Annotated in this window: 9 protein-coding genes and 1 pseudogene; 5 read left to right on the top strand and 5 right to left on the bottom strand. The window is 54.0% G+C overall.

Annotated features, from left to right (window positions below):
• Positions 1 to 78 precede the first annotated feature (78 nt).
• Together dkgA and HVZ52_RS03455 are read left to right on the top strand one after the other, a co-directional pair.
• On the top strand, positions 79 to 906 hold the full coding sequence (gene dkgA / locus HVZ52_RS03460) for a 2,5-didehydrogluconate reductase DkgA (RefSeq protein ID WP_016154506.1): 828 nt from the start codon (positions 79 to 81) through the stop codon (positions 904 to 906).
• 48 nt (positions 907 to 954) lie between these two features.
• Positions 955 to 1,135, top strand: a pseudogene (locus HVZ52_RS03455) (hypothetical protein); the annotation flags it as partial.
• An 85-nt stretch (positions 1,136 to 1,220) separates the two neighbouring features.
• On the opposite strand, the gene HVZ52_RS03450 reads toward HVZ52_RS03455, so the two are convergent.
• Entirely contained in the window at positions 1,221 to 3,392 is a 2,172-nt protein-coding gene (locus HVZ52_RS03450) for a YgiQ family radical SAM protein (RefSeq protein ID WP_003024532.1), read from the bottom strand.
• Positions 3,393 to 3,591: 199 nt separating this feature from the next.
• Here HVZ52_RS03450 and HVZ52_RS03445 point away from each other — a divergent pair, with 199 nt between their 5' ends.
• Complete coding sequence (locus tag HVZ52_RS03445; RefSeq protein ID WP_131405359.1) at positions 3,592 to 5,067, top strand: TrkH family potassium uptake protein; 1,476 nt, start codon at positions 3,592 to 3,594, stop codon at positions 5,065 to 5,067.
• 16 nt (positions 5,068 to 5,083) lie between these two features.
• Here HVZ52_RS03445 and ftsP read toward each other — a convergent pair whose 3' ends face one another.
• From ftsP to HVZ52_RS03425, 4 genes are all read right to left on the bottom strand, one after another.
• On the bottom strand, positions 5,084 to 6,496 hold the full coding sequence (gene ftsP / locus HVZ52_RS03440) for a cell division protein FtsP (RefSeq protein ID WP_016154508.1): 1,413 nt from the start codon (positions 6,494 to 6,496) through the stop codon (positions 5,084 to 5,086).
• A 71-nt stretch (positions 6,497 to 6,567) separates the two neighbouring features.
• Entirely contained in the window at positions 6,568 to 7,305 is a 738-nt protein-coding gene (plsC, locus tag HVZ52_RS03435; RefSeq protein ID WP_016154509.1) for a 1-acylglycerol-3-phosphate O-acyltransferase, read from the bottom strand.
• Positions 7,306 to 7,500: 195 nt separating this feature from the next.
• Positions 7,501 to 9,759, bottom strand: coding sequence for a DNA topoisomerase IV subunit A (gene parC / locus HVZ52_RS03430; protein WP_049283274.1), 2,259 nt, complete (start codon positions 9,757 to 9,759; stop codon positions 7,501 to 7,503).
• A gap of 118 nt (positions 9,760 to 9,877) precedes the next feature.
• Positions 9,878 to 10,273 (bottom strand): YgiW/YdeI family stress tolerance OB fold protein, encoded by a 396-nt coding sequence (locus tag HVZ52_RS03425; protein WP_016154511.1) that lies wholly within the window; start codon positions 10,271 to 10,273, stop codon positions 9,878 to 9,880.
• Positions 10,274 to 10,425: 152 nt separating this feature from the next.
• Here HVZ52_RS03425 and qseB point away from each other — a divergent pair, with 152 nt between their 5' ends.
• Both qseB and qseC read left to right on the top strand, forming a co-directional pair.
• The gene (gene qseB / locus HVZ52_RS03420) at positions 10,426 to 11,085 is read left to right on the top strand and encodes a quorum sensing response regulator transcription factor QseB (protein WP_181598865.1); all 660 of its coding nucleotides are present in this window, start codon (positions 10,426 to 10,428) and stop codon (positions 11,083 to 11,085) included.
• The gene (gene qseC, locus HVZ52_RS03415; protein WP_181598864.1) at positions 11,082 to 12,431 is read left to right on the top strand and encodes a quorum sensing histidine kinase QseC; all 1,350 of its coding nucleotides are present in this window, start codon (positions 11,082 to 11,084) and stop codon (positions 12,429 to 12,431) included. The genes qseB and qseC overlap by 4 nt, the downstream gene beginning before the upstream one ends.
• The last annotated feature ends 42 nt before the right edge of the window (positions 12,432 to 12,473 follow it).

The raw sequence follows: 12,473 nt of genomic DNA, 5'->3' as shown, positions 1-12,473 counted from the left end.
TGACGAGGATAGGCCAGACTTAAGTCACACCTAACTTACCGGGGCTTGCCTCGGTAAACTCAATTCAGGGGAGGAATTATGACCGGTCCAACCATTATTAAACTACAGGATGGTAACGTCATGCCGCAACTGGGCCTGGGGGTCTGGAAGGCAAGTAACGAAGAGGTCATCACTGCCATTCATAAAGCGCTGGAAGTGGGGTATCGCTCAATTGATACCGCTGCAGCGTACAAAAACGAAGAAGGTGTCGGCAAAGCAATACGCGATGCGGGCGTACCGCGGGAAGAGTTATTCATCACCACCAAGCTGTGGAATGATGACCAGAAACGCCCTCGGGAAGCCTTGCTCGAAAGCATGGAGAAACTCCAGCTCGATTACCTCGATCTTTATCTGATGCACTGGCCAGTGCCGGCGATCGACCACTACGTTGAAGCGTGGGAAAGCATGATCGATCTGCAAAAAGAAGGGCTGATTAAGAGCATCGGCGTGTGTAACTTTCAGATCAATCATCTCCAGCGACTGATGGATGAAACCGGCGTACCACCGGTGATTAACCAGATAGAACTTCATCCGCTTATGCAACAGCGCCAACTGCACGCCTGGAACGCAACGCATAAAATCCAGACCGAATCCTGGAGCCCGCTGGCGCAGGGCGGCAAAGACGTCTTTGATCAAAAGATCATCCGCGATCTCGCAGAGAAATATGGCAAATCACCGGCGCAGATTGTCATCCGCTGGCATCTGGATAGCGGCCTGGTGGTTATTCCGAAATCAGTCACCCCTGCGCGTATCGCAGAAAACTTTAACGTCTGGGACTTCCGCCTGGATAAAGATGAATTAGGCGAAATCGCAAAGCTCGATCAGGGCAAACGTCTGGGACCAGACCCGGACCAGTTCGGCGGTTAACCCCTTCTCTCCTGCCCGACCTCTCGTCGGGCCTTTACTGATTTGAATTTCGACGTAGACCACGTGCACAGCTAATTGAGTCCCATGCGATCTGCCCCACTGGAAGCCGATTGAATCGCAGCAGAACCAATTTTTCGAGCAGTATGAAGGATATCTGTCGTCACACGATCGTGAACGGGCGGATGATGCAAAATTGGCCGCATTAGCGGCCAGAATTCGTGAGGCATAATTACTGAGCACTTCTGCCAGATGGCACCTTATCCGGCCGACGGTCTTTCAGGCCCGGTAAACATTTCACTCCCGGGCAAGACAGATTAGCGCCCTGCTACTTTCCCACGTTTTTTGTTGGCGGCGGGCGTCTGGCGCTGATGCGCCACAGGCGTGTGCTTGGTCAACGCCGGACGGGTATGACGGTTCTGGCGACGCGCTTCGCGCATCTCTTCCAGCGTAGGCGCCGGAACCAGACATTCGCGACGACCACCGATAAGATGCTTTTTCCCCATATCTTCCAGCGCCTGGCGGATTAACGGCCAGTTGGCTGGGTCGTGGTAACGCAGCAGCGCTTTATGCAGACGACGCTGTTTATCACCTTTCGGCACCACCACGTCTTCACTCTTGTAACCAATTTTACCCAGCGGGTTTTTCCCGGTGTAATACATGGTTGTGGAGTTCGCCAATGGTGATGGATAGAAGTTCTGCACCTGATCCAGACGGAAACGACGTTGCTTCAGCCACAGCGCCAGATTCACCATATCCTCGTCACGCGTCCCAGGATGCGCAGAAATAAAGTACGGGATCAGGTACTGCTCTTTACCGGCCTGTTTAGAGTAGGTGTCGAATAATTCCTTAAAGCGATCGTAGCTGCCCATCCCCGGCTTCATCATCTTCGACAGCGGGCCTTCTTCAGTATGCTCTGGCGCAATCTTCAGATAGCCGCCCACGTGGTGGGTCGCCAGCTCTTTGATATAGCGCGGATCTTCAACCGCGATGTCATAGCGCACACCTGAAGCGATAAGGATCTTTTTAATGCCTTTCAAATCACGCGCACGGCGATAGAGGTTAATCGTCGGCTCGTGGTTGGTATCCATATGCGGACAGATATCCGGGTAGACGCATGACAAACGACGGCAGGTTTGCTCCGCACGCGGTGACTTACAGCGCAGCATATACATGTTCGCCGTTGGGCCGCCGAGATCGGAAATCACGCCGGTAAAGCCCGGAACGGTGTCGCGAATAGCTTCGATTTCATTGATGATCGAGTCTTCAGAGCGGCTCTGGATGATGCGGCCTTCGTGCTCGGTGATCGAACAGAACGAGCAGCCGCCAAAACAGCCACGCATAATGTTGATCGAGAAACGGATCATCTCATAGGCCGGAATGCGGCTGTCGCCATACGCCGGATGCGGCACGCGCTTGTACGGCAGCGCAAAGACGCTGTCCATTTCTTCGGTAGAGAGCGGAATGGCTGGCGGGTTGATCCAGATGTAGCGATCGCCATGCTTTTGCATCAGCGCACGCGCACAGCCTGGGTTGGTTTCGTGGTGCAGGATACGCGACGCATGTGCATACAGCACTTTATCGCCCTTCACTTTTTCGAAGGACGGCAGCAGCACGTAGGTTTTTTCCCACGGTTTCGGGCGCGGCGGCTGTACGGTTACCGCTTTCGCTTCCTGCTTTTTCGGTGCGACAGGTTTGTTGTCGGCACACGGCAAATCCTCACCGTATGGATGCGGGATCGGGTCAATTTTGCCCGGCGTGTCGAGACGCGTGGAATCCACCCCACTCCAGCCCGGCAGCGCTTCTTTAACCATAATCGCGGTGTTACGCACGTCACGGATCTGATCGATAGTTTCACCCATCGCCAGACGATGCGCCACTTCCACCAGCGGACGTTCGCCGTTACCGAACATCAGCATGTCGGCTTTTGAATCCACCAGCACGGAGCGACGAACGGTATCAGACCAGTAGTCGTAGTGCGCGGTACGGCGCAGGCTGGCCTCAATACCGCCGAGAATAACCGGCACATCTTTCCATGCTTCCTTACAGCGCTGGGTATAGACCAGCGTCGCGCGGTCCGGGCGTTTGCCCGCCACGTTGTCTGGCGTATAAGCATCGTCATGGCGCAGTCGGCGATCGGCGGTATAACGGTTGATCATCGAATCCATGTTGCCTGCGGTTACACCAAAGAACAGGTTCGGTTTACCCAAACGCATAAAATCGTCTTTGTTGTTCCACTCCGGCTGGGCGATAATCCCAACACGAAAGCCCTGCGCTTCCAGCATACGGCCGCAAATTGCCATGCCAAAGCTGGGATGATCGACGTATGCATCGCCGGTAACCAGAATGATGTCGCAGCTATCCCAGCCAAGTTGGTCCATTTCGTCGCGTGACATCGGCAAAAATGGTGCCGGGCCAAAACAGGCAGCCCAGTACTGCGGCCAGGAGAAAAGGTCTCTGTCCGGCTGGATCAGGGATATTGCGCTCATAGTGCTTCCAAAAATGGTAAAAAAATAATCAAAGGCCGGGGATTATACGCTGTATGTCGGCAAGAAATGAAGTGGAGTCTGAGTCAGACAAGTAGAAAGTGATTTAAATTGTTAAATTTTACGACGCCCATTTTTATCATTCATAATTAACACCATGCCGGCCAGCTGAGATAACTCTTTTTCGGCGGGGGATTTTTCATTGCGACTCAACGATTCACTGCATATTTCCCAGTTACGGGTAGTTGTTCACCTGTGCGGATTTCTGGTTCTTCTCTACAGCTTCTCCATGCTGCCGCCGATGACCATTGCTCTGTTAAATAAAGAGCGGAGCTTTTTCGCTTTTTTCAGCACATTTATGACGTTCTTTACCCTCGGCGGTGGAGCGTGGCTGGCAACCAAACATGCAGGAATTCAACTACGAACCCGGGATGGATTTGTCATCATCGTCCTGTTCTGGCTGCTGTTTTCGTTTATCAGCGCCATGCCGATGTGGATGGACGATGGCTTAAATCTCTCCTTTGCCGATGCCCTGTTCGAAGGGGTTTCCGGGATAACCACCACTGGCGCTACGGTGATTGACGACGTCAGCGCCTTGCCGAAATCGTATCTGTACTATCGGGCTCAGCTCAATTTTATTGGCGGCCTGGGGGTTATTGTCCTTGCCGTGGCGGTATTACCCCTGCTGGGTATTGGTGGTATGAAGCTGTATCAGTCTGAAATGCCAGGTCCCTTTAAAGAAGAACGCCTCACGCCAAGGCTTGCTGATACCGCACGTACGCTGTGGCTGACCTACGTCATTCTCGGCCTTATTTGTACTCTGGCCTACTGGATTGCCGGGATGTCGTTTTTCGATGCCTTATGCCACGGGCTGTCGACGGTCTCTCTCGGCGGATTTTCCACCCGTAGTGAGAGCATCGGCTTTTATAACAGCCACGCTATTGAGTTAGTCGCCGGACTGTTTTCACTGCTGTCTGCGTTTAACTTCACCCTCTGGTACGTTGCTATTGTGAAACGTACCTTTAAGCCCTTTCGTCGTAATGCCGAGCTGCGTTTCTTTCTGCTTATTGCGCTGGTTGTCACCCTGATCGCCACCTGGCAGGTCTGGCGGGCGGGTATGTACGGGATAACGGACAGCCTGGTGCATGCCTTTTTTCTGGCCAGTTCGATGCTGACAGATAATGGCCTGTCGACGGCGGATTATGCGCAGTGGCCTTCGCACACGATATTCATGCTGCTCAGCGCCAGTTTCTTCGGCGGTTGTATCGGCTCGACCTGTGGGGGGATTAAGGTGCTGCGTTTTTTGATTATGTTCAAGCAATGCCGTCAGGAGTTACACCAGCTCGCGCATCCTCGCGCCCTGCTGAATATCAAAGTGGGCAATAACGTGGTAAGCGACCGAGTAGTGCGTTCGGTATGGAGCTTTTTCTTTCTCTACGTTTTATTTACCAGCTTTTTTATCTGGGCGCTCAATCTGATGGGCTACGATCTCTTCTCCTCTTTCGCCACCGTTGCCGCCTGCATCAATAACATGGGGCTGGGATTTGGCATCACCGCAACGACGTTTGGCACCTTAAACGAGGAGGCAAAACTTCTGATGTGCGCGGCCATGATCATGGGGCGTCTGGAGATTTACCCCATTCTGATCCTGTTCTCGCGCATGTTCTGGCGGGCGTAACGGAAACTCCGGCGCATTACGGCGCCGGGTTCACCAACATCTGTCCGATCGATCCACGATCCGCCATTTCCAGCGTCTGACTGTTAAAGTAGAACGGGAAATGAGCCCAGGAAGGTTGTCCATAGTAGACCAGTAATTCAACCTGTCCGTCGACCCAGACGGTATCTTTCCAGCCCCGGTCTTCCGGGAACGGCATTGCGCCATTCACATTACGGATCAGGAACGAGACGCCTTCGATATGGAAAGACTGAGGCATATCCGCTCGTACCGTCCAGCGCTCCCAGGAGCCCTGCTGAGCGGTAATATCCATGCGGTTGACGTCCCACAGCTGACCGTTGATGCCGGGGTCGTCATCCAGACTGATATCACGGCTGCGAATCGGTGAACCACTGAGGATTTCCGTTGGCAGCAGGCGCATTGGCAGACTGTCGGTCACCAGCGGCAGGAGACCCGTCGGGCGCAGCGTCAATACCAGCGTAGAGATGAGAATACTGGAAGGCTCAAAGAATCCGCGGATCCTGTCGACAATGCTGGCCGCCTCACCACAGGTGATAGAGACCTCATTTCCGTTAGTCATATCCACCAGGATCTCACGGCGCTCGCCAGGCGCCAGCGAGAGCTGCTTCACCGAAACGGGCGCAGGTAAAAAGCCCTGATCGCTGGAAATCACATGCAGCGCGCGGCCATCGCTCATTTGCAACTGGTAACGACGCGAGTTTGAAGCGTTCAGCAAACGCAAACGCACCCAGCCGCGAGAGACTTCGACATACGGGCTTTGCGCCCCGTTGACCAGCAGCGTATCACCGACAAAACCACCGCTGCCGGGTTCGCTGTATTCCGGCGTACCAAAGTTGTCCAGACGCTTGTCCTGGATAATGATCGGAAAATCATCCACGCCGTAGTGGTTGGGAATAGACAGTGATTTACTCACTTCATCTTCAATCAGCCACATTCCGGCAAGACCGTTATAAACCTGCTGGGCAGTACGATTTGGCGTATTGGCGTGATACCACAGCGTAGCGGCATTCTGACGAATCGGCAGCACTGGTGCCCAGTCTGCATTAGGGGACATCATGCGCGCCGGGCCGCCCATCAGCGGGCCTGGCACCTGTAATCCAGCGACAGTCATCGAGACATTTTCAGTCAGACGGTTGCTGTAGATAAGCTTGACGTCATCCCCTTTCCAGACGCGGATCGTCGGTCCCAGGTAGCGACCGTTAATCCCCCAGACAGGTGCGCGCGTGCCTTGCGTGAAGGACCAGTGGGCGCGTTGCAGCGTCATAAATAACGGCTGCCCCCGACGGGACTCCAGCAGCGGAGGTACGGGTAACGGTTGTTGCTGACCGGCAGCATTAGCCTTCAGCGGAACAGCACCTGCACACAGTGCGATCCCCGATGCCTGAATGAACTGACGCCGACTGAATGACATATAAACTCCATGAAAAACTGGCGATTAACACGCAGGAAATCTTTTCCTGTAAAAAACCCGAATTGCGCGGATTAAACCTTACCGGCGGCTTCCCGCTCAGCAACTTCTTTATCGAGTTCTGCGATTTTTTGTTCCATCAGCGTACGGCAATGCGCTGCCAGTTCACGAACCTGATCTTTCCCAAAATGGCTAATATCTACCGGTGGCAACATCTCTACAATCGCCAGACCATTATTGAGTCGGTTGAGTTTTATCTTGTTCGAGGTGGTTGAAACGCACACCGGAATAACCGGGACACCCGCCGCAATCGCCGCATGAAACGCGCCGGTTTTAAACGGCAGCAGACCGCGACCACGGCTGCGCGTTCCTTCCGGGAACATCCAGATAGAAATACGACGTTTTTTGAAATGATTCACCACCGCCGCAATGGTGCTGTGCGCTTTGGTACGGTTGTTTCTGTCAATCAGCAGGTTGCCGGTTAACCAGTACAGCAGCCCGAAGAATGGGATCCACAACAGGCTTTTTTTACCTACCGTCACCGTCGGCGGCTGAACGATATTCGCAGCGGTAACCATGTCATAGTTGTTCTGATGATTACAAATATAGATAGCATTACCATAGTTCTGCGCGTCTGCCGGCATGCGGCACTCAACCTTCAGGCCATAAAGGGGAGCCAGGCGGCCAAACATATGACCGAACGTTGCGACGTGTTTTGGATTTCGTGGGCTGAACAGACAGTATATGCAACCGAAAATACAGACCAGAACGCAGTAAATAACAGTAATGATTAAACGAAAAATATATAGCATAACAACCTCTGAGGCCTAAGAGCCTGGCATTTTACGTCACCTGATTCATCACGCAGTATCAGGTTAGGGCTTTGTTAAGGGCGGCTCTCTGGAAAAGCGTATTGTTAATCGCAACGCACGAATAAACAACGGTTTCACGGGAATTTTTAACCTTGGCTCTCCCCGGGCTAAAACAGGGAGAGCCGGACGGTAGCGTTATTCTTCGCTGTCGCCGTGACTGGCGCGTCGAGGCGAGTCAATGTCAATGCGATCGATACGCTGCAGACCACGCATTAGCGTACCGCGACGGCCACGCTCGCCGGTCACTTTCTGCAACTCTTCAGGACGCAGTTTAATTTTGCGCTTACCGACGTGGATAGTCAGCGTGCTTTGTGGCGGCAGCACGTAGAGCTGCGCCAGGCCATCTTCACCTTTCGCCGCTTCCGCTGAAGGGATATTGATAATCTTGTTCCCTTTGCCTTTTGACAATTGCGGTAAATCGCTTACCGGGAACATCAACATGCGACCGGCCTGGGTGATTGCCAGCAGCATATCGGTTTCATCTTCAATCACAACCGGCGGCATAACGCGCGCATTTTCTGGCAGCGTAATCAATGCCTTACCAGCACGGTTACGAGCTACCAGGTCGTTAAAGGTGCAGACGAAACCGTAACCCGCATCGGATGCCATCAGCAGTTTCTGATCGTCGCCTTCCATCAGCATGTGCTCAACCGTCGCGCCCGGCGGCAGCGTGAGCTTCCCGGTCAGCGGTTCACCCTGTCCACGCGCCGACGGCAGCGTAATTGGATCGATGGCGTAGCTGCGTCCGGTCGAGTCCACGAACACCACTGGCTGGTTGCTCTTACCCTTCACCGCAGACTTAAAGCTGTCGCCCGCTTTATAGCTTAATCCCGGCGCATCAATGTCGTGGCCTTTCGCGCTACGCACCCAACCACTCTGGGACAGCACAATGGTCACTGGCTCTGACGGCAGCATGTCGTGCTCGCTCATCGCCTTCGCTTCTTCACGTTCCTGCAGCGGAGAGCGGCGTTCGTCGCCATAGGCCTCGGCATCAGCCTGCAGCTCTTTCTTCAGCAGGTTACTCATTTTACGCTCGGAAGCCAGAATGCCTTGCAGCTGATCGCGCTCTTTCGCCAGCTCATCCTGCTCGCCGCGGATTTTCATCTCTTCGAGTTTGGCAAGGTGGCGCAATTTCAGCTCAAGAATGGCTTCAGCCTGGGTTTCAGAAATGCCAAACCGCGACATCAGCTCGGGCTTAGGTTCATCCTCATGACGAATAATTTCGATCACTTCGTCAATGTTGAGGAACGCCACCAGCAAACCTTCAAGGATATGCAGGCGTTTAAGCACTTTTTCCAGACGATAGTTCAGGCGACGACGTACGGTATCGCGGCGGAACGCCAGCCATTCGGTGAGAATCTCCAGCAGATTTTTCACCGCCGGACGACCATCAAGACCGATCATATTCAGATTGATGCGGTAGCTTTTTTCCAGATCGGTGGTGGCAAACAGGTGGTTCATCACCTGCTCCATATCCACACGATTGGAGCGCGGGACAATCACCAGACGGGTCGGGTTTTCGTGATCCGATTCGTCGCGCAGGTCGTCTACCATCGGCAGCTTTTTATTGCGCATTTGAGCGGCGATCTGCTCCAGCACTTTTGCCCCGGAAACCTGATGCGGCAGTGCGGAAATCACCACCGCGCCGTCTTCTTTCGTCCATACCGCACGCATACGTACGGAGCCACGTCCGTTTTCGTAAATCTTACGAATCTCCGCCCGCGAGGTAATGATCTCCGCTTCGGTCGGGTAGTCCGGCCCCTGCACGATGTCCAGCAACTGATCCAGCGTCGTTTTCGGCTGCTCAATCAGGGTAATCGCCGCTTTCGCCACTTCACGCAGGTTGTGTGGCGGAATGTCCGTCGCCATACCAACGGCAATACCGGTCGTGCCGTTCAACAGAATATTTGGCAGACGCGCAGGCAGCATCTTCGGCTCCTGCATGGTGCCGTCGAAGTTTGGCACCCAGTCCGACGTTCCCTGGCCGAGTTCACCCAGCAGAACTTCCGCATATTTAGACAGGCGGGATTCGGTATAACGCATCGCCGCGAAGGATTTCGGATCGTCCGGCGCCCCCCAGTTCCCCTGCCCGTCGACCAACGGATAACGGTAAGAGAACGGCTGCGCCATCAGTACCATCGCTTCATAACAAGCGCTGTCGCCGTGTGGGTGGTATTTACCCAGTACGTCACCGACGGTACGGGCGGATTTTTTAAATTTGGCGCTGGCATTCAGCCCCAGTTCGGACATCGCGTACACGATGCGACGCTGAACGGGTTTCAAACCATCGCCAATAAACGGCAACGCCCTGTCCATGATGACGTACATGGAGTAGTTCAGATAGGCGGTTTCCGTGAATTCATGCAGCGCCAGGCGCTCTGCCATATCGCTCATTAATCGTGGTTCCTCAACTTTGTACCCCTCTATTGAAGGGCAATATTGCCGCAGATACTACCCTATCTGGCGTGTTGAGTCACAAAGAAAAGGGCCACGAGTGCGGCCCTGATGGGGATTATTTGGCAACTTTGGTAATCTGTTTCACGTCGATTTCAACGGAGTTCCAGTCTTTATCCACTTCCCCCTGGATTTCAACCACATCCTGTGGTGTGACGGTTACGCCGTTCCAGCGCTTGTGGTCGATATCCACATTCACCGTGCCGGTCGCATCTTTAAACACATACAGGTCGTCGGAAATACGCTCAACGATGTTCCCGCGCAGGGTAACCCAAGTGTCATCACGCAGTGATTTGGCGCTTTCTACCGTCGCGCTGCTACCATTCGGGCCGACAAATCCGCCATTTTGGCTTTGCGTGGTGGTTGTCGGTCCAGAGAAACCGCCCTGCTGCGCTGCCAGAACAGGTGCGGAACACAGTGCCATTACAGCAACCATTGCAGCTAATTTTTTCATCGTCATGTCTCCCTTTCATTTTGGTTTACGACTATTAAATAAGTTAATCCTTAACAAGTTCTTAAGGCAAAAAAAGATACTTTTTTTGCTGTACAGAGGCTGTAGTCACAAGGTTTACTGACGCTAATGAGAGCGGCTGCAGGGAAGAACATATGCGTATTTTACTGATCGAAGATGACATATTGATCGGCGACGGCCTGAAAACAGGTCTGAGTAAAATGGGTTTCAGCATCGACTGGTTTACCGAGGGTCGCCAGGGGAAAGAAGCGCTCTACAGCGCCCCTTATGATGCGGTGATCCTCGACCTGACGCTGCCAGGCATCGACGGACGGGACATCTTGCGCGAATGGCGAGCCAACGGAAAGCAGGAGCCAGTGCTGATTCTGACCGCTCGCGACGCGCTGGCGGAACGCGTTGAGGGTCTGCGTCTCGGCGCGGATGACTATCTGTGCAAACCCTTTGCGCTGATCGAAGTTGCCGCCAGGCTGGAGGCGCTGGTGCGCCGTGCCAGCGGCCAGGCGAGCAACATATTGCGCCATGGCCAGGTGACGCTCGATCCCGGCGCGCTGGTTGCCACGTCGGCAGATGAGCCTTTGTCTCTCAAACCCAAAGAGTTCGCTCTACTGGAGCTGCTGATGCGCAATAAGGGTCGCGTCCTGCCCCGCAAACTGATTCAAGAAAAACTGTATACCTGGGACGAAAACGTCTCCAGCAATGCGATTGAGGTACACGTCCATCACTTACGCCGTAAGCTCGGCAGCGACTTTATCCGTACCGTGCATGGCATTGGCTACACCTTGGGTGACACATGAAACTCACACAACGCCTCAGCCTGCGCGTCAGGCTAACGCTTATTTTTCTGATTCTGGCATCAGCGACCTGGGCCGTTTCCAGCTTTGTAGCCTGGAAGCAGACCACCGACAATGTCGATGAGCTGTTTGATACCCAACTGATGCTGTTCGCCAAGCGGCTCAGCACGCTGGATATCAGCGACGTCACCACCTCAAGCAATATGGCTCGCACGCCGAAGAAGCTCAAGCACGGCCATATTGATGACGACGCGCTGACGTTTGCCATCTTCACCATCGACGGCAAAATGGTATTGCACGATGGCGACAACGGCCAGGACATTCCCTACAGCTACACCCGCGAAGGCTTTACCGATGGCCAACTCAAGGGGGACAACGATGCATGGCGTTTTATGTGGCTGAATTCCGCTGACGGCAAATACCGCATTGTGGTAGGCCAGGAGTGGGAGTATCGAGAGGATATGGCGCTGTCGATCGTCACCGCCCAGTTAACACCGTGGTTGATTGCGCTGCCGCTGATGTTGCTAATCCTGGTGGTCATGATTAGCCGTGAACTCAGGCCGCTAAAAAAACTGGCGCAAGCTCTGCGCTGGCGCTCACCGGAATCGGAGGAGCCGCTCGACCCGAAAGGTGTGCCAAGCGAAGTACGCCCGTTGGTTGAATCGCTCAATCAGTTGTTTACCCGCACCCATTCCATGATGGTCCGCGAACGGCGCTTCACTTCTGATGCTGCCCACGAGCTGCGCAGCCCGTTGACCGCGCTGAAAGTACAAACTGAAGTGGTGCAACTGTCAGACGACGACCCGCAAACGCGGGAAAAAGCGCTGGTACAGTTGCATGCGGGAATTGAACGCGCCACCCGACTGGTCGATCAGTTACTGACGCTTTCACGCCTCGACTCCCTCGACAATCTTCAGGATGTGGCGGAAATCTCGCTGGAGGAGCTTTTGCAATCCGCGGTGATGGATATCTACCATCCAGCCCAGCAGGCGCACATCGACGTGCGTTTGCAGATTAACGCGCATAACATCATGCGCACAGGACAGCCGCTGTTGCTGAGCCTGATGGTACGAAATCTGCTGGATAATGCGATCCGCTACAGCCCGCGGGGTAGCATTGTGGAAGTGACGCTCAACGCCCGTAATTTTAGCGTCAAGGATAATGGTCCTGGCGTTGCGCCAGAGGTCCTGACGCACATCGGGGAACGCTTTTATCGTCCACCGGGACAAAGCGTGACCGGCAGCGGTCTCGGCCTATCGATTGTCCGCCGTATCGCAATATTGCATGGAATGTCAGCCTCGTTTGGCAACGCTCCGCAAGGTGGCTTTGAAGCGAAGGTCAGTTGGTAATTGCGTTATTATTGCTCAAATAGCAAAAGACTTTGCACATTT

The organism is Citrobacter sp. RHB36-C18, assembly GCF_013814485.1.
GTDB lineage: Bacteria > Pseudomonadota > Gammaproteobacteria > Enterobacterales > Enterobacteriaceae > Citrobacter > Citrobacter braakii.
This window is presented reverse-complemented; position numbering and strand designations above follow the sequence as displayed.